The sequence below is a fragment of the Calidifontibacter terrae genome, from assembly GCF_054778835.1.
The window spans coordinates 147,115-164,912 of sequence record NZ_BAAGZF010000007.1 but is presented as its reverse complement, the minus strand read 5'-3'; the positions used below and the strand labels follow the sequence as shown (position 1 = coordinate 164,912).

The window sequence follows — 17,798 nt, the reverse complement described above, 5'->3', positions numbered from 1 at the left end:
CGCCACCCGAACCCTGGTGTTGCGCTTCCTACTTACGAGTAGCAGACTTGCTACCGACTGGTAACCACCGAAGGAGCACGTGTTGAGCCACTACAAGAGCAATTTGCGGGACCTCGAGTTCAACCTCTTCGAGGTGCTGGGCCGCGGCGACGTCCTGGGCAACGGCCCGTACGCCGAGGTCGATGTGGAGACCGCGCGCGAAATGCTGAAGGAGGTCTCGCGCCTGGCCGAGACCGACCTCGCTGCCTCGTTCGCCGACGCCGACCGCAACCCGCCGGTCTATGACCCGCAGACCGAGACCGTCACCATGCCGGAATCGTTCGCCAAGAGCTACAAGGCCTACCAGGACTCCGGCTTCTGGAGCGTGGACGTCAACGAGGAGCTGGGTGGAACTGTCGCTCCGCCCAGCCTGAAGTGGGCCATGAACGAGATGGTGCTGGGTGCGAACCCGGCAATCGCGATGTTCGCCGCGTCCTATGCCTTCGGCCGCCTGCTGCACATGCTCGGCAACGACGAGCAGAAGAAGCTGGCCACCCACGTTGTCGAGAAGGGCTGGCACTGCACCATGGTGCTGACCGAGCCCGACGCCGGATCCGATGTTGGTGCAGGCCGCGCCAAGGCCGTACAGCAGGCCGACGGCACCTGGCACATCACCGGCGTCAAGCGGTTCATCACCTCTGGTGAGTCGGACATGACCGACAACGTCATCCACTTTGTGCTCGCCCGCCCCGAAGGTGCCGTCAGCGGCACCAAGGGCCTGTCGCTGTTCATCGTTCCGAAGTTCCACGTCGACGTGGAGACCGGCGAGTTGGGCGAGCGCAATGGCGTTCACGTCACCAACGTCGAGAAGAAGATGGGCCTGAAGGTGTCCACCACCTGCGAGCTCACCTTCGGCGACAAGGAGCCGGCGATCGGCACCCTGCTCGGCGACGAGCACGACGGCATCGCCCAGATGTTCCGCGTCATCGAGCACGCCCGGATGCTGGTCGGCACCAAGGCGATTGCCACCCTCTCGACCGGTTACCTCAACGCTTTGGACTACGCCAAGCAGCGCGTCCAGGGCGCCGACATGACCACCCCGGCGAAGGACGCCCCGCGCGTCACCATCACCCACCACCCCGACGTTCGCCGTTCGCTGATGTTGCAGAAGGCCTACTCCGAGGGTCTGCGCGCGCTGGTGCTGTTCACCGCCAGCCAGCAGGACACCGTCGACCAGGAGATGTTGTCGACCGGCACCGAGGAGTTCGCCGACGGCAGCGCCGCCGCGATGGCCGTTCGCCTGAACGACCTGCTGCTGCCGATCGTCAAGGGCGTCGGTTCCGAGCGCGCGTGGGTGCTGCTGGGCACTGAGTCCCTGCAGACGTACGGTGGTTCGGGTTTCCTGCAGGAATACCCGATTGAGCAGTACATCCGCGACGCCAAGATCGACACCTTGTACGAAGGCACGACCGCGATCCAGGCGCAGGACTTCCTGTTCCGCAAGATCCTCAAGGACCAGTTCGTCGCGCTGGGCTCGCTGGCCGAGCAGATGATGCAGACCGCCAAGGGTGGCGCGGGCGACGACAAACTGCGCTCGGAGCGCGAATACCTCGGCAAGGCGATCGAGGACGTGCAGGGCATGGTCGAGAACCTGGCGATGACCGCCCTGGGCTCGATGGACCCCAAGAACGACCCGAAGTCGATCTACAAGGTCGGCCTGAACGCGTCGCGCTTCCTCATGGCCGCCGGTGACACCGTCATCGGCTGGCTGCTGCTGCGTCAGGCCGAGGTCGCGCAGGCGCGTCTCGATGCTGGCGACGCGGGCAAGGACGAGGCGTTCTACACCGGCAAGGTCGCGGCGGCGAAGTTCTTCGCGGCGAACGTTCTGCCCCGTATCTCCGCTGAGCGGGCGATTCTCGAGGCAACTGACCTGTCGCTGATGGAACTGTCGGAAGACGCTTTCTGATAGGGACCCAACGCACCGGGCATTTCGTGAGACAAATCTGCCGGATTGGGCGTTTCACGGAACGCCGACCCGGTGACCCGCGTTAGATTCAATGAAACTCCGCTGATCGAGCCGTCGGATAGCCCGGCCCGATCAGCGGAGTTTTTTATGCCTGAACACCGCGCAAGGCCAGCCGGAGTTCGGTCGGCCCGTCGCCCACCACCACCGGGATGCCCCAGTCCTGTTGGTAGAGGTGGCAGGCCGCGTGTTCGGGCACCTCACCGTCCGGTCCCGATGCGTCACACGCCGCGGCCCGCACGCTGATGTGCAACACCCCGTCGGGAACAGTTGGGTCGAGATCGAGGGTGCGCGATAGGCCCGGCCGGCTCCCCTCGCCCGAGCGCAGCAGCGACTGCGGAGTCGCGGAGATCATCAGCATGGTCGGGTCGCCGTAGCGATCGTCCAGCTTCTGCCCGGTCGGCGCGCTGAAGTCGACGACCAGGTCCACCCGGCCCGCGGCGAGCGCTGTCGGCTCCCTGCGTACGCTCCCGGTGCGGCCGGGAGCCGCTGCCGACGCCGGCAGTCGAAGCCGGTCGACCCGGTGGGCCGCGGACTCGACGACTACCACAGTTCCGTCGTCGGCGGCCAGGACGTCACTGGGTTCGGCCAGGCCGGTCAGCACCGTCGACAGGGTCGCGGTGACGGGGTCGAAACGGCGAATCGCGCCGTTGTAGGTGTCCGCCACCAGCACCGAACCGTCGGGCGCCTCGGCCACCCCGAGCGGGTGCTGCATCCGGGCCGTGCCGCGGTCGCCGTCGACGAAACCGAACTCGAAGAGCCCTTCGCCGACGTACGTCTGCAGTTCAAAACCGGTGTCCGTCAAGGTGATTGAGCGTAGGGCGGACGTCTCAGCGTCGGCGATCCAGACCTTGTCGCCGGACCGCGAGGTGGCCAGGCCGGAGGGTTGGGCGAGCCACGCGTCGTGGGCGAGGCCGTCGCGAAGGCCCTCGGCGCTGGTGCCGGCCAGGATCGCGACCGAGTTGTCGGCCGGGTCGGCGCCCAGGTGTAGAGCCCACAACTGATGAGTGCCGGCCATCGCGATGATCGCCCGGTCAATCCACCACGCGATGTCCCACGGCGACGAGAGCGGCTGCTTCGACGCGGCGCCGCTCCCCTCCCGCTCACGCAACTGTTCGCCCGTTCCGGCCTCGACCCGAATTCGACCGTCGGACAAGCGAACCGACACGATCCGGTGGTTGACGGTGTCGGCCACCAGCAGGTCGTAGCCGAGTCGCTCGACCGCCTCGGGCGGCAGGACACAGATCCCCTGCGGTTCGTTGAGCTCCGCGGGTCCGCCGATGCGGGTCCGCTCCGTGACCAGGTCGTCCTCGAGAACGACGATCTGGTGGTGGGCGGTGTCGCTGACCACGAAACCGCCCTCCGGCAGCGCACGCACCTTGCCTGGGAAACGCAGCGCGGTCGTGTCGCCGGTCGGCGGAACGTAGGGCGAATTCCCGTGACGCAGCGTGCCTTTGGATTCATGCAGGGTCAACTGGTCGCGTACGAGATCGGCCAGGCCGGGTCCATGACCCTCGCCCGACATCTGGCCCACGATGTAACCCTCGGGGTCGATCACGACCAGCGTCGGCCACGCCCGAGCGGTGTAGGCGTCCCAGGTCTGCAGCTCGGGGTCGTCGAGCACCGGGTGGTGCACGGCGTAGCGCTCGACGGCCGCCTCGACCGCCTCCGGCCGCCCCTCGTGTTCGAACTTAGGCGAGTGGACGCCGATGATCACCAGGTCGTCGCCGAACTCGTCCTCCAGCGGGCGCAGCTCGTCCAGGACGTGGAGGCAGTTGATGCAACAGAAGGTCCAGAAATCGAGGACCACCACCTTGCCGCGCAACTCGGTGAGGGTGAGGTCACGTCCGCCGGTGTTCAACCAGCGTCGACCGAGCAGTTCCGGGGCACGCAGACGGGTCACTCGCCGAGATTACGCCGCCGGCTCGGCGCCCCCACCAGTGAGGGAGCGGCTCAGAGCCGGCGGTCAGTCAACACCGGGAACGCTGCACGCGCAGCGCGTACGGCGCCGGGGTCGATCTCGACCGACAGCACTTCCTGCCCGTCCCCGGCCACGGCGATCACCTCGCCGGTGGGGTCGATGACCGCCGAGCGGCCACCCATCGTCGTTCCGGCGTGGGTGCCGGCCGTATTGCAGGCGACCACCCAGGTCTGGTTCTCGATCGCCCTGGCCTGCAACAAGATTCGCCAGGCGTCGACCCGAGCCATCGGCCACGCGGCCGGGATCAGCATGAGTTCGGAGCCGCTATCGACATAAGCGCGATAGAGCTCTGGGAAGCGCAGGTCGTAACAGGTCGTCAGCCCCACCGGGACACCCTCGACCTCGGCCGTGACCAGGTCAGCTCCGGCCTCCATCAGCTTCGGCTCACCACCGGCGAAACCGAACCGGTGAATCTTGCGGTAGCTCGCGATCAGGGAGCCCGACGGGTCGAACAGCAGCGAGGTGTTCCAGAGGTTCTTGCCCTCGGGTCCGGGCTCCGCCGAGCGTTCGACGATCGAGCCCGCATGGACGTACGCCCCGATAGTGGAAGCGGCCTCAGCCAGACGGGTCGCGACGAGGCCGTCGAGCGACTGCGCCTTTTCCGACCAGGCGCGGTAATCGAACCCGCCGGCCGACCAGAGCTCCGGCAGGACGACGAGGTCGTGGCCGCGCTGCTGTTCGACCAGCCCGACCACTCGGTCGGTGCGCTCGCCGAGCGACTCCGAGTCGTCGTACGACAGTTGGATGACCGCGATCCTCATGGCTCACTCCGCTCATTGCGGGACAGGCCCGCGAGGTAGTCGTTGTAGGCGTTCAGGTCGGCGTCGCCGTCGCGCTGCGCCTTGCGCTCCTGGCGATCGGCCTCGGACTTGTCGCGCCGCACCCATTCGAAGGCAATCAGCAGCGTGATGATCAGCGTCGGGAACTCACCCAGACCCCAGGCGATGGTTCCGGCGCGCTGCTGGTCGACCAACAGACTCGGAACATAAGACAGCCCGATCTGATGGAAGAAGTCGCCCGCGAGCAACTGAGTTCCGGTCATCAGCGCGACGCCGAAGAACGAGTGGAACGCGATGCTGATCAGCAACACCAACAGCCGCAGCGGCGGGGTCCACTTGCGCGGGCCGGGGTCGATACCGACGAATGCCCAGGCGAACAGATAGCCCGACACCATGAAGTGGATGACCATCGTGAGGTGGCCGGTGTGGGTGCGCAGCGCGAACTCGAACCACGGCGTGAAGTAGAAGAGCACCAACGTTCCGAACACGATCGCGCTGATCACGGCCGGGTTGGCGAGCACGTTCAACACCCGCGAGTGCACCGAGGCGAGCAGCAATTCGCGCGGGCCGAGCGTCTTGTCGGGCCGTTTGGGCAGCGCCCGCAGGGCGAGGGTGACCCCGGCGCCGCGGACCAGGAAGATCGGCACCACCATCGCGAACATCATGTGTTCGGTCATGTGCGCCGAGAACATCACCCGGCCGTAGACACCGGCTCCGCCGTCCAGCACCAGCGCGAAGATGATCCAGCCGGCGACCCACGAGATCGTACGAGTGATCGGCCACCGGTCGCCGCGCGCCGCGAGTCGGCGCACCCACACCAGATAAACACCCACCGCAACCAGCGCGAGGGCGGTGAACAACCACTCGATGCGCCACTGCGCCAGCACCTGGTGCAGGCTGATCGGCGGTGGCGAGGGATAGCCGGTGACAGAGACGACTGGGTCAGTCGATTGCTGGGTGGCGACCGGCGGCTCGGAGCGGGCCAACGCGGTGGCCAGGCCGACCGCGATCCCCATGATCGACAGTTCGACGACGGCAAGACGAGCGGCCAGGCTGCGCGCCGGGGCGTCCGAGGAGTCCCGGTTCAACACGCGTACGACCGCAGTTCGTTGGCGGTAGCCGAGCACCCCTAGAGCACTCAAAGCGACAGCCTTGGCGATCAGGATCGCGCCGTAGCGGGTGGCGAGATCACCCCAGCCGCCCAGTCGCAACGTCGCCGCGAGGATCCCCGACAGCGCGACCGCGGCATAACACCAGGTGGCGATCCGGGAGAAGCGGGCGAGCACTGCCCCGGCGGAGGTTCCGAGGTGGTTCCACAACAGCACGATCGCGGCGAGGCCGCCGACCCAGAGCGATACCGAGACGAGGTGGACGGCCATCGAGTCGACGCCGGTCTCGTGGTCCGCGCTCCCGGCGGCGTGGCCGATCAGCGCGATCGGCCACAACGCCAGCACTGAACCAAGGAACGCCCACGCCTGACCGACCCGGCCGGGGCGCAGCAAGCAGAACACGCCGATCAGCAGTGCGGCGATCGCGGAGATCGCGGGGGCGCGCAGGATTTCCAGTTCCCAGGTGAGGTTCCAGACGCCGGTCCAGAATCCGGGCGAACCCACTGCGACGCCGGCGGTGTCGGCATAGGCCAACACGACCCCGAAGATCCCGACCACGGCCCAGACCAGGCCGGCCCGGGCGGCGATCGTGGCCGTCGTGACCAGTCGACGGGTCTTGGTGGTCTCCGGGACCAGCAAGCCACCGACCATCAGCGCCCCGACGGTCAGCGCTGCGCTGAGGTCGCGGACCACGGTCAGCAGCGGGATCGCCCAGCGCACGAACGGACCGGGATCGATCAGTGCGGTCGGCGCGACGGCTCCCGAGAACCGAGCCGTGAGCGCGCTGACGATCACCCCGATCGTGACGACGAGAACGGGAATGAGACGGCGCGATCTCGGCGCTGCGGACTGCTGATTCATCGCGCGATGAAGACGGTGGCTTCGCCCGCGTAGCCGCGCGGACCCTCGAACTCGGGCAGTCCTGCGGCGAGGTCCTCGCGGTAGGTCGCGAGGTAGGCCACGGCCGATGCGTGGTCGTCGAATTGAGCGCGCGACGCGAAGTCCTCGCGGGTCACGTCGGCGAAGTGGCGCTGCAGGGCCGCCGCACCGTTCTGCGAACTGAAGCCGGTGACCAGGCGGTCGCCGCCGGCCGCGGTCAACAGGTCGGCCAGGTGGTCGTCGCCGTTCGTGGCAGCCACGAACACGCCACCGGGGCGCACCACCCGACGGATCTCGGCGACCGCCGCTTCGACGTCGGGCACGTGGTAGAGCATCCACCCCGCGTACGCCGCGTCAAAGGTGTCGTCGTCGAACGGCAGGTCGTCGGCCCGCGAGACCTGCGCAACGACGCCCTTGTCGGCTGTCGCGAGCACCATCGCCTCGGAGGCGTCGGTCGCGATCACCCGGGCGGCCGGCAAGGCGTCTTGCACCTCGCGGGCGAACTCGCCAGTGCCGCAACCGATCTCAACAAAGGAGGTGGGCTTGGCGCGGACGACGGCAGCGAGCGCCGCGCGTCGCGGGTTGCGACCGTCGGCGGTGTCACGCCAGACCGCGGTGCGCGTGCGCAGCCGATCGGTCGTGCCGTATTGCTGCGTCAGCGACGCCGGATCGTTGGAGAGCACACCCACCCGGCCAGCGTACGCGGGCACTTCGCACCCGCTCGACGTCTCGTCGGCAGGGGCCAGGCCCCGTACGGTGGGACCATGGCCACCCATCCCGCAGCCCCAACCGAGTTGTCCCGACTGATCGAGGCCTACAGCAACACGACGCAAGCCGTGCTCGAGCTGGGGCTGACCTGCCACGACGCGGATTTCGACACCCCGACGCAGTGCCCGGGGTGGACGGTGAAGGACCAGATCTCACACGTGGTCGGACTAGAATCGACCCTCGGCGGCGCTCCCGCCCCCGACATCGAGGTGCCCCAGCACCCGTGGATCAAGAACGAGTTCGGCGCGTTCATGGAAACCCACGTAGAAGCGCGGCGGTCGACGCCGGGCGCCGAGGTCGTCCGCGAACTGCAGGAGCTGCTTCCCGCGCGATTGGCCCACTTCCACGAACTGTTGGTGGACCCCGACCAACTCGTGCCCGGCCCGGCCGGTGAGCGGCCCGCGCGCGACTCCGTCTTCATCCGGGTCATCGACATCTGGTGTCACGAGCAGGACATCCGCGAGGCCCTGGACCGCCCCGGCAACCTCGATTCGCCCGGCGCCGCGGCTTTCACCCAGCAGGTTCTTGATGCTGTCGCGCCGCGCGCAGTGAAGGTGGCGAAGCTGCCGGTCGGCACCACGGTGATCATCGAGGCGACCGGCCCCGTCCAAGCGCGCGGCGGCGTGCGGATCGTGTCCAAGGACGGGAAACCGTACGGCGAAGCGCTGTTCAGCGGCGAGCCCCACGACGCCGGGGTGGAGGGCGATGTGACGACCATCCGGCTGACGACGGAGGCGCTGACCCGGCGCGGAGCCGGCCGAGTTTCGACCGCTGACCTGCGCTATCACGTGGAAGGCGACGCCGACGTGGCCGTGGCCCTGTTGGATGCGTTGGCTATCACCCCCTGACGTAGCGCAGATCACGCTCCGTCGATTTGCTTGCACCGCTCAACTATTCATATAGTTGCTTGTCGCAAACAACCGATTGGAGCCTCCATGACCATCAGTCGCGAGGTCGCGGGTGAAGTCGCCACCGACCTCGTCCACGTGGTGAAGCGGATCTCGGCCGTCAAACACGTCGCTCCGCGGTTCAGCCCGACCCTCGATCACGCCGTCTATCCGGCGTTGATCACTCTCAAGGAAGGCCCGCAGCGGGTTTCGACCATCGCCCACTGCATCCACTCCGACGTCTCCACCGTCAGCAGGCAGATCAGCCAGTTGAGCGCGGACGGCATGGTCGAGAAGATCGCCGATCCCGACGACGGTCGCGCCCAAATGGTGCAGTTGACCGCTGAGGGCAAGGAAGCCCTGGAGGCCGTGCGCGAGGCCCGCACCGACTGGTTCCTGAACCTGCTGTCCGGTTGGAACACCGCCGAAGCGGCGGAGTTCTCCCGCCACCTCAAGCGATTCGGTGAATCGCTCAACCACGAACTCGAACGAAACACATCTTCTCGAAAGGAAGAGCAATGACCACAACCGCTCCCGCGGTCAAGGTCGACGGTGAATACACCCACAGCCAGATCTTGCGGATCCTCACCGGGCTGCTGTTGGGTATGTTCCTCGCCGCCCTCGATCAGACGATCGTCTCCACGGCGATCCGCACCATCGGTGACGACCTGCACGGCCTTTCCATGCAGGCCTGGGTCACCACCGCCTACCTGATCACGTCAACCATCGCGACGCCGATCTACGGCAAGCTCGGCGACCTTTACGGCCGCAAGAAGCTGTTCCTGTTCGCGATCGTCGTGTTCGTCCTCGGGTCGTTCGCTTGTGCGTTCTCGACCTCGATGACCATGCTGGCCGTCTTCCGCGCCGTTCAGGGTGTCGGCGCCGGTGGTCTGTTCACCCTCGCCTTGGCGATCATCGGTGACATCGTCGCTCCGCGTGAGCGCGCCAAGTACACCGGTTACTTCATGGCCGTCTTCGCCACCTCGTCTGTGCTCGGCCCGGTCGTCGGCGGTCTGTTCGCCGAGACCAACCAGATCTTCACCATCTCCGGCTGGCGGTGGGTGTTCCTGGTCAACGTTCCGATCGGCATCCTCGCCCTGTTCGTGGTGAGCCGGACCCTCCACCTGCACCACGTGCGCCGCGAAGCTCGCATCGACTGGTGGGGCGCAGCCTCCCTCGTCGTCGCGCTGGTTCCACTGCTGACCGTCGCCGAACAGGGCCGCAGCTGGGGCTGGGGTTCCGGCCGCTCGATCGCTGCGTACGTCATTGGTATCGCCGGAGTCCTGGCGTTCATCGTCATCGAACGCCGGATGGGCAACGACGCGCTGATCCCGCCGCGAATCTTCCGCATTCGCGCTGTCAACGTCACGATCGTCGCCTCGATCATCGTCGGTTTGGCGATGTTCGGCGGAATGATGGTGCTGCCGCTCTACATGCAGATCGTCCACGGCGCTTCGCCGATGAAGTCCGGTCTGATGATGCTCCCGATGGTGCTCGGCATGATGAGCGCCGCCATGACCTCGGGCCAGATCACCGCGCGCACCGGCAAGATCCGTCGCTTCCCGATGATCGGCACCGCGATCGCCACCATCGCCCTGTTGCTGCTGTCGACCATCTCGGCCGACACCAACCTCGCTCTGGTGATGCTCTACATGCTGATCCTGGGTGTGGGTATCGGAAACTGCATGCAGCCGCTGACGCTGATCGTGCAGAACGCCGTTCCGCCGCAGGAGATCGGAGTGGCCACCTCGGCCGCGACCTTCTTCCGTCAACTGGGTGGAACCCTCGGTGTCGCGATTTTCCTGTCGATCCTGTTCAGCACGGTCGGCGACAAGATCTCCGGTGCGTTCAAGACGGCTGCCCCCGGCATCCAGGCCGCGGTCAAGGCTGACCCGACGCTGCTACAGAACCCGCTGAACAAGCAGGTCATCCAGGGTGACCCGAGTGTCTTCGCGAAGGTGATGGACGACTCCTCGATCATCAACAAGATGGCCGGCGTCCTCGGTCACCCGTTCAAGGTTGGCTTCGCTGACGCGATCGCGCCGATCTTCCTGTGGGCCGCGATCATCATGGGTGTTGGCTTCCTGGTCAGCCTGTTGATGCCGAAGGTGGAACTGCGGGCAAAGGCTGCTGGTGCGGCCGCTGGTGCGGCCGCACGCGACGCGGCAGCTGCCGCCGAACCCGTCGCTGCTGAGCCGGCTCTTGCCGGAGCGGCCGTGAGCGGCGGCGCCACCGCGGTGCTCGGCCACGAGCCGAAGCACGCCGGATCCGATGCCGGATCCGACGCCGCGGGCAGCCCGGAATCGCACACCGAGCCGAAGCACGCGACGCAGGACTGACGCGCTCGACCATCCGAACCACGACGGCGCCCCTCCCGATCGGGAGGGGCGCCGTCTGCTGTCTGGTCAGCCGTCGATCACTCGTTGTCCGGGTTCGGAACGAAGGCGCCGGGAACCTGGGTCGGGGCGTAGAGCTTCGGGTCTCCCGGGTAAGGGATCGTCCAGTTGTGCGCCTGGTACCAGGTGTAGCGGTTCATCTGTGCCGGGTTGGCCGAGTCAGGCACTGGGTTGGCGCCGGTGAACTTCTGCTGCTGACGCCACTGTTCCCACTGCGCGGCATTGCTCTGCGCAGCGGCAGGGATGGCCGGCTTCGCTGCCGCGCCGACCACGGTGTCCGACCCACACGCAGGCGCCGTGGCGACACCTTCGGTGAGCGGCACCTCGTTCTTGCGAGCGGTGAAGGGTGTGAAGTCGGGCTTTCGGGTGAACGCATCGAACATCGGAGTCGCAGCCGCGAGCTTCTGGTTCAGCGGTGCGGCACCCATGATCTGCTGAATGGTGCGGATCATGTTCAGCTGCGAGTAGAAGGTGCTCACGGTCTTGCCGTGGGCGGCGTACGGGCTGATGACCTGGATCGGCGCGCGGTGGCCGTCGACGTGGTCGGCACCATCCTGGCTGTCGTCCTCGACCACGAAGATCGCGGAGTCTTTCCAGAACTTGCTGTGCGAGATCGTGTCGACGATCTTGCCGACCGCCACGTCACCGTCGGCGACCTGCGCGCGCGGGTCCGGTGTGCCCCCGGTGTGGTCACTCGAGAGCCACATCATGTTGAGGTTGGCCGGACCGTTCTTCTCGAAGTCGTTCTTCCAAATGCCGTATCGATAGAGATCCGGGATCTGCGTGTCGAACTTCGGCGCGGTCGGCACCGTGATTTTGTTCAGCGATGGGATCGGCGAGGAGTTGTCGGTCTTCAGATCCGGTGTCGTCAGCTGGGCGGGATCTCCGCCCTCGTCGACGCTCTTGGCCGCGCAGTAGTACTTCTGCCAGGTCGCCCCGGCCGGCTTCTGCTCGAACTGCAGGAACTCGCCGAAGTTCTTGGCGGAGTTGCCGGCCGACATCGCCGAAGTCCACAGGAAGCCCGAGCGCTGGTGGCCCAGCACGTCGTCCTCGGTGTCGTAGCTGCGGATGTACTGCCCCGCGCTGGACTCGGTGTATTCCGGGTTGTCGCCCTGCATCAACCAGTTGTGGCCCTCAGCGGAGTTGGTGCCGATGTCGTAGGTGTTGTCGTAGAGCCCGAACTGATTCGCCAGGGCGTGCTGGTTCGGGGTCACGGTCTTGCCGAACTGCGCGAGCGACGCGTCGCCGTTGCCGTTCTTCATGTCGCCGTAAACCTGGTCGTACGTGCGGTTCTCCTTGACCAGGACGAAGACGTGCTTGATGGTCGACGGGTCACCGACACGGGCCGGAACCGGCACCGCCGCCTGCTTGTTCCCGCGAGCGACCGGCGCGTCGTTCTTACCCCAGCCGTTCTGCTGGAAGACCGTGCGGGTGTAGTTCTTCAGCTCCTTGGTCGCCGGCATCGCGAACCGGGTCAGCGACGCGGTCGTGGAGTGGGTGCCGTGGCCGGTGGCCGGGGTGGTCCCCTGGCCCTTGTTGTAGGTGAGCGCCGGGCCGCGAGCGTCAATACCGCGGGTGTTGGTCACGACGACCTTGCCGCCGGTCACCGCGACCGAGGCGGGGTAGTAGTCGGTCGGCAGCAGACCGAGGTCGCTGACCGGCTCCTGCGGAGTGCCGCCGAGCTGGTAGACCGCGACCGCGTTCGCGCGGCTGAGCGTCACCAGCAGCCGGTTGTCGTCGGTCACCGCGATCGAGGTGGGCTGGTAGCCCACCTTGGAGGCGGCGTACGGCTGGGTCGCGATGGTCTGCACCACTGCGTTCTTCGTGGTGTCGACCACCGAGACGGTGTCGCTGTTCGTGTTGGCCACGAACAGCGTCTTGCCCTTCACGTAGAGCGCGGTCGGGTGCAGCCCGACATCGATCGACGACGGGGCGGCATCGCTCGCGGTGTCGATGACACTGACGGTGCCGTTGGTCGAGGTACCCAGGTATCCGTCGGCCGGAACGTCCGTGCCGTACGAGTTGATCGTGGTGTCGCCGGCCTTGGCCGGGCGACCGCCCTCGTTGCTGACGTAAAGGTGATCGCCGACCAGCGCGACCTGACGAGGCGCGATGCCAACTGCCCAGCTGCGCTGCACCGAGCCGTTCGTCGCATCAAGGGCGACGACCTTGTTCTGGCCGTTGAGCGGCACATACGCGGTGTTGCCGTCGGCGGAGAAAGCAACCTTGCCCGGAAGCGCCGACTTCGCGCCGTCCTTGGCGAGGGGCACGGTGGTGGGGGTGCCCAGCGAGCCGTCAGCGTTCACCGGGAAGCGGGCGACCGAGTTCGCCAGCGACAGCCACAGCGAGGTGCCGTCGGGCGAGAAGGTCGGCGCCTCCTGGCCGACCGTCAGGTCGCTGAACTTCTGGTTCACGCCAGCGGCGGTGCCAGCGCTCCAGACGAGCTTGTACGACGTCAGGTCGAAGATCTGAAGCGCGACCTTCTTGTCGGCGCTGCTGGCCGCGACGAACCGACCGTTCGGGCTGACCGAGGAGCCCATGATCTTGCCGTTGTCTGTTTTGAGCCGATCGCCGATCGGCTTGATCAGCTGGTTGTCGGACACCTGCAGTCCGCCGGCGTAGTCGCTGCCGACCTGGTTGGTTCCGAAGACGTCGCTCGAGGCGTACGCGATGCCGCTGCCGGCCACGGTCAGGGCGACCGTGGTGGCGAGGGTGCGTCGCAGGCGGCGACGATGGGTGCCGGTGATCCGGCGCTGTCGCTGGACGTTCATGGATCAGCCTTTCGGGGAAGGGGCAGTCACGTCGGCGAGACCGTCGATCTGCCAGAGGGGATTTGGTGCCTCACCGGTGGAGGTGGGGACGGGGAAATAGCCATTGACTTCCTTCGGACCATCTCCGTCCGCGATGTAGCGACCTTCGGCCGCTACATCGAGCTGATAGATCGCCGAGCCCACGACCGTGGCGCCCGGGATGTGCCAGGTGACGACGCAGCGCCAGTCGTTGCCCGGCCCCTGGTTGTCGCTCGACCCGGCCTTGTCGCAGGTCGCGCCCGAGCGCAACTGCTGCTCGGTGACCGCGGGGTGGCCCAGCTGCCGGCTCTGCATCCGGTAGAGATGCGCGAAAGAGGTCGCCATCGAGCGCTCCAGGGCGACCTTCGAGATCCCGCTGCCGCTGGCATCGGCGACGCTTGGGGTCGCCAACACCGCACCTGCCACGAGCAGACCGGCAAGGGGCAACGCGGCGAAACGCAGGGTTCGTACGACGGATCCGTCGTAGTGCAGGTCGGTGAAGTCGCGCCGCCGGAAGGCGGCGTAGGCCAGCAGAGTCGGCACGACGATCCACGCCGCGCTGACCAGGAATCCGAGCAGCAGCGGACGGGTCTGGGTGGGGTCGGTGAACAGTCCACGCCAGGCGACGAACGACTGGCTCGGCAACGCCATCCGCACGGCGACCGGCAGCGGCAACATTTGCACCAGTTGCAGGACGAACACGAACACGGCGGGCAGCAGCAAGCCCATCGGCGAGCGTCCGAACAGCACCGATCCCAGCAGGCCGACGGCGGCGAACGCCAGCGCCGCGAATCCGACGTACGACCAGGCGAGCAACACCAGTCGCGCCGCGTGACCGGAGTCGATGGTCGCGCCGTCGAGACCGACCAGCGGGTGGTTGCCCACGGCGAGCAGGCCGCCCACCACGCTGGAGACGCAGAGCGCGACGGTCATCGCGGCCAGCACGGTCACGGTGGCGGCGGCTTTCCCGACGAAGATCCGGCGCGGGGAGCGCACGGCGGTGACGAGGTGGCGCCAGGTGCCCAGCCGGTCCTCGGCGGCGAAAACATCGCCGGCTACCACCGACATCAGCAAGGGCAGCACCCAGTTGCAGCAGAAGGTCAGCAGCATCAGTGAACCTGCCCACCCGGTCGCATGCATCCAGCGACCGAAGACCGTGTCGGTCGGCAGGGCACTTTGGTTGCTGACGACCGCGACGAAGAGTGCCGGGCCGAGCAGGCAGGCCCCGAGGAGCATCCGCACCCGCCATTGGCTCAGTTGCTTGTCCATCTCGAAGCGGTAGGTGGGCAACCCGCGGGCGGCCCGGGCCGGAGCCTGCGTGGGAGTCATCTCGGCGACGGTCATCCGCCGACCTCCTGGTCGATCTCGGTGAGTTTGAGGAAGGCGGTCTCCAGCGGCGAGACGAGGGGGGTCAATTCGCGGACGGCGACGCCCGCAGCGACCAAGGCCGGGATCAGCCGATCGAGATCGGGAGCGGCGGCCCGCACCACCACCGGGTCGGTCGGGGCCGCCGCACCACCCGCCATCACGGTCACGCCGCTGACCCCGTTCGCCGCCCTCCGCGCGGCGGCCGCGTCCGAGGTGACCAGGCGGTGGTCCAACGCACCGTTCTCCGCGGCGAGCTTTGCGATCGAGCCGGAGAAGACCATCCGGCCAGCGCTCAGCACGCTCACCTGCTGGCAGAGCGCCTCGAGATCATCCATCCGGTGGCTGGAGATCATCACCGCTGCGCCGTTCGCCGCCAATTCCCGGATCACCCGGTGCACCTGCTGCTTGCCGGCCGGGTCGAGGCCGTTGGACGGCTCATCGAGCACCAACAGCCGGGGACGGACGACGAGGGCGGCGGCGAGACCGAGCCGCTGGCGCATCCCGAGGGAGAAGCCGCGCAGCCGGTCGTCGGCGACCGAGCGCAGCCCGACCTGCTCAAGCGCGGCATCGATGTCCGCGCGGGCGCCGCGCAGGCGGGCGATCGCGGCGAGGTTCTCGCGCGCAGTCAGCGAGGGGTAAAGGCCGGGAGCGTCGACGAACCCCGCGACACCGTCCGGGACGCCCAGCACCGTACGCACCGGGCTTCCGAGCACCTCCAGAGTGCCGCGATCGGCGACCGAGAGACCGAGCATCAGCCCGAGCAGAGTGGTCTTGCCGGCACCGTTCGGACCGACGAGTCCATGGACCTCGCCCGGTTCGACATCGAGGTCGACGCCGTCGAGCGCGACGATCTCTCCGTAATACTTGGCGACCCCGCGAGCGCGGGCGGCAAACTGGTTCACGGAGGAAGGCTATGAATCAGCTGTCCGCTAGCGAGGGGACTCAGGTTGAACGTCGGGCGAACGTCGTCCATACGAAAGACGTTGGAACGCCTCATTATTCAGCTACCTGGCAGAGCGTCTGCCGGCTCCGAGGCCGACCATCTCACCGCGGCTCGTCACCGACGAGGTCACCTTCGCCGACGTCTTCGCCGCCGCCGCTATCAACCCCAATGGCGCGCGCCCTAGGGTGAGCCCGTGGTCGTGACATGGGGCTGGTCGGTGGTGATCGGCTGCGTGTTGCTGCTGGCGGTCCCCGTCTTCCTGCAGTCGCGCGCCCACACCGGCCTGAGCCGGCCCATCGCGATCGCCGGGGTGCGCGCGGTGGTGCAACTCACCCTCGTCGCGTTGATCATCGCGGCGGCGGTCGCTCGGCTGTGGGCGAGCCTGCTGGTGATCGCGGCGATGTTCGTGATGGCCGTCCTGACCAGCTCGAAACGGATCGGCGTCGAACGGGCCGTCGCGCCGTACGCCGCCGTCTCGATGGCCGCTGGAGTCATTCCGGTCATCGCGCTCACCACGTTGTCGGGCACGATCCCGTTCCGCGGCATCGCCCTGGTGCCGATCGCCGGCACCGTCATGAACAACATCATGAGCGGCCACACACTCTTCGGCCGTACGGCGTTTCGCGCCCTCAGCGAGCATCACGAGACCTTCGAGGGATACCTCGCGCTCGGCCTTCCGCCCCATACTGCCGCCGCGGAACTGCTCCACCCGCGCATCCAGGAGGCGCTCATCCCGAGCATCGACTCGGTGAAAACCAGCGGGATCGTGACTCTACCGGGCGCCTTCCTCGGCGTAATGCTGGGCGGCGGCTCCCCCACCCAGGCGGCGATGGCGCAGGTGATCGTGCTGCTCGGCATCCTCTGCGCTCAGACCTGCACGGTGCTGACCCAGTACGCCCTCGTGACTCGCGGCCTGCTCGTCCCGCTGAACCTGCGCAGCTTGTTCGGCCGACCCTGAGGCCTAGCCCGGCCACCCGGCCACCCGGGAGGAGGGCTTCTTAAGCAGAGGCGGTTTGCAATCCTCCTCTGGTCGAAGAACCCTCCTCTGGGCGGCGGGTGGCTGCCGCCGCGTACGGCGGGTGCGTCGCAGTCAGCTCCGAACCGGCTGCTGCAACTCGGTCACCCAACCCGCTTCCGGGCCTTCGGTATTCAGGTAGACCTCTCGACACGGTCCGAACGGCCGCAATTGCTGCGCAGCAACGTACGAACCGAGCTCGGCCCAGGCCACCCCGATGCCCTCCATCGCGCCGACGTAGGTCATCGTGACCGCCCGTTCGACCGGGTCAAGATGCCCCTGCTCCGCCCCGTCGATGCGGGTTGCGAAACCGGCGCCGAACCGCAGCTGGGATCCCTCTCCGCTGTACCAGGCGTAGGCCGGATGCATCGGGTGATCACCAGCTCGTAGCTGCGCGCTGACCAACTCTTGGAACATCGGTCCGATGACCGGACCGATCTCGGACTGATCGGCGACGACCGCGGTGCGCTGGCTGAGGCTCAGCTCCGGCAGCGACTTCTCGGTGAACTCCATGGTGGTGCTCCCATCCATCAATCGGAGACGGCGCTCGACTTCGTCCAGGCGGCGGCGATCGGCATCGATCTGGTCGCGCAACGCCGCCCGACGTTCGTCGAGTAGGTCGTGGAACCTGCGGCTGTCGATCTGCCCGGCCAACATCGGCTTGATCTGTTCGAGGGTGAACCCGAGATCCTTCAAGCCAAGCAGGGCATGCACGCGCGGCAACTGCTCGGGCTCGTAGAACCGGTAGCCCGAGTGCTTGTCGACGCGCGCCGCGGGCACCAGACCGAGCTGGTCGTAATGACGCAGCATCCGGACCGACACCCCAGCGAGCCGAGCGAAATCTCCGATAATCAACATGACGCCACCCACTCGACCGTCTGA

13 protein-coding genes are annotated in these 17,798 nt (G+C 67.2%); 5 read left to right on the top strand and 8 right to left on the bottom strand.

The features are described 5' to 3' along the window. Positions 1-82: 82 nt before the first annotated feature. Complete coding sequence (locus ACYU98_RS12275) at positions 83-1,945, top strand: acyl-CoA dehydrogenase (protein ID WP_460468506.1); 1,863 nt, start codon at positions 83-85, stop codon at positions 1,943-1,945. A 145-nt stretch (positions 1,946-2,090) separates the two neighbouring features. On the opposite strand, the gene ACYU98_RS12270 is transcribed toward ACYU98_RS12275, so the two are convergent. From ACYU98_RS12270 to ACYU98_RS12255, 4 genes are read right to left on the bottom strand one after another with little or no spacing between them, the layout of a single operon-like run. Next, positions 2,091-3,905: an NHL domain-containing thioredoxin family protein gene (locus ACYU98_RS12270; RefSeq protein ID WP_460468505.1), complete on the bottom strand. Its 1,815-nt coding sequence runs from the start codon at positions 3,903-3,905 to the stop codon at positions 2,091-2,093. Between the two features lie 50 nt (positions 3,906-3,955). Continuing rightward, positions 3,956-4,744: a carbon-nitrogen family hydrolase gene (locus tag ACYU98_RS12265; RefSeq protein ID WP_460468504.1), complete on the bottom strand. Its 789-nt coding sequence runs from the start codon at positions 4,742-4,744 to the stop codon at positions 3,956-3,958. Continuing rightward, positions 4,741-6,732 (bottom strand): cytochrome c oxidase assembly protein, encoded by a 1,992-nt coding sequence (locus ACYU98_RS12260; RefSeq protein ID WP_460468503.1) that lies wholly within the window; start codon positions 6,730-6,732, stop codon positions 4,741-4,743. Before ACYU98_RS12260 ends, ACYU98_RS12265 begins: the two co-directional genes overlap by 4 nt. After that, positions 6,729-7,439 (bottom strand): class I SAM-dependent methyltransferase, encoded by a 711-nt coding sequence (locus tag ACYU98_RS12255; protein ID WP_460468502.1) that lies wholly within the window; start codon positions 7,437-7,439, stop codon positions 6,729-6,731. The genes ACYU98_RS12260 and ACYU98_RS12255 overlap by 4 nt, the downstream gene beginning before the upstream one ends. A 75-nt stretch (positions 7,440-7,514) precedes the next feature. Here ACYU98_RS12255 and ACYU98_RS12250 point away from each other — a divergent pair, with 75 nt between their 5' ends. The 3 genes from ACYU98_RS12250 (at position 7,515) to ACYU98_RS12240 (ending at position 10,744) form a co-directional block, all read left to right on the top strand. Further along, on the top strand, positions 7,515-8,366 hold the full coding sequence (locus ACYU98_RS12250) for a maleylpyruvate isomerase family mycothiol-dependent enzyme (protein WP_460468501.1): 852 nt from the start codon (positions 7,515-7,517) through the stop codon (positions 8,364-8,366). A gap of 87 nt (positions 8,367-8,453) precedes the next feature. Further along, entirely contained in the window at positions 8,454-8,927 is a 474-nt protein-coding gene (locus ACYU98_RS12245) for a MarR family winged helix-turn-helix transcriptional regulator (protein WP_460468500.1), read from the top strand. Further along, entirely contained in the window at positions 8,924-10,744 is a 1,821-nt protein-coding gene (locus ACYU98_RS12240; RefSeq protein ID WP_460468499.1) for an MDR family MFS transporter, read from the top strand. Before ACYU98_RS12245 ends, ACYU98_RS12240 begins: the two co-directional genes overlap by 4 nt. A gap of 77 nt (positions 10,745-10,821) precedes the next feature. Here ACYU98_RS12240 and ACYU98_RS12235 read toward each other — a convergent pair whose 3' ends face one another. From ACYU98_RS12235 to ACYU98_RS12225, 3 genes are read right to left on the bottom strand one after another with little or no spacing between them, the layout of a single operon-like run. After that, positions 10,822-13,572, bottom strand: a complete 2,751-nt coding sequence (locus ACYU98_RS12235; protein ID WP_460468498.1) for a bifunctional YncE family protein/alkaline phosphatase family protein — start codon at positions 13,570-13,572, stop codon at positions 10,822-10,824. A 3-nt stretch (positions 13,573-13,575) separates the two neighbouring features. After that, positions 13,576-14,934 (bottom strand): ABC transporter permease, encoded by a 1,359-nt coding sequence (locus tag ACYU98_RS12230; RefSeq protein WP_460468497.1) that lies wholly within the window; start codon positions 14,932-14,934, stop codon positions 13,576-13,578. Continuing rightward, the gene (locus ACYU98_RS12225) at positions 14,931-15,860 is read right to left on the bottom strand and encodes an ABC transporter ATP-binding protein (RefSeq protein WP_460468496.1); all 930 of its coding nucleotides are present in this window, start codon (positions 15,858-15,860) and stop codon (positions 14,931-14,933) included. Before ACYU98_RS12225 ends, ACYU98_RS12230 begins: the two co-directional genes overlap by 4 nt. A gap of 234 nt (positions 15,861-16,094) precedes the next feature. Between ACYU98_RS12225 and ACYU98_RS12220 the strand changes: the two genes are divergently transcribed. Next, a complete protein-coding gene (locus tag ACYU98_RS12220; RefSeq protein ID WP_460468495.1) occupies positions 16,095-16,859 on the top strand; it encodes an ABC transporter permease in 765 nt (254 codons plus the stop codon). Between the two features lie 132 nt (positions 16,860-16,991). Here the strand turns inward: ACYU98_RS12220 and ACYU98_RS12215 are convergent, their stop codons facing one another. Further along, on the bottom strand, positions 16,992-17,774 hold the full coding sequence (locus ACYU98_RS12215) for a MerR family transcriptional regulator (RefSeq protein WP_460468494.1): 783 nt from the start codon (positions 17,772-17,774) through the stop codon (positions 16,992-16,994). Positions 17,775-17,798: the final 24 nt, after the last annotated feature.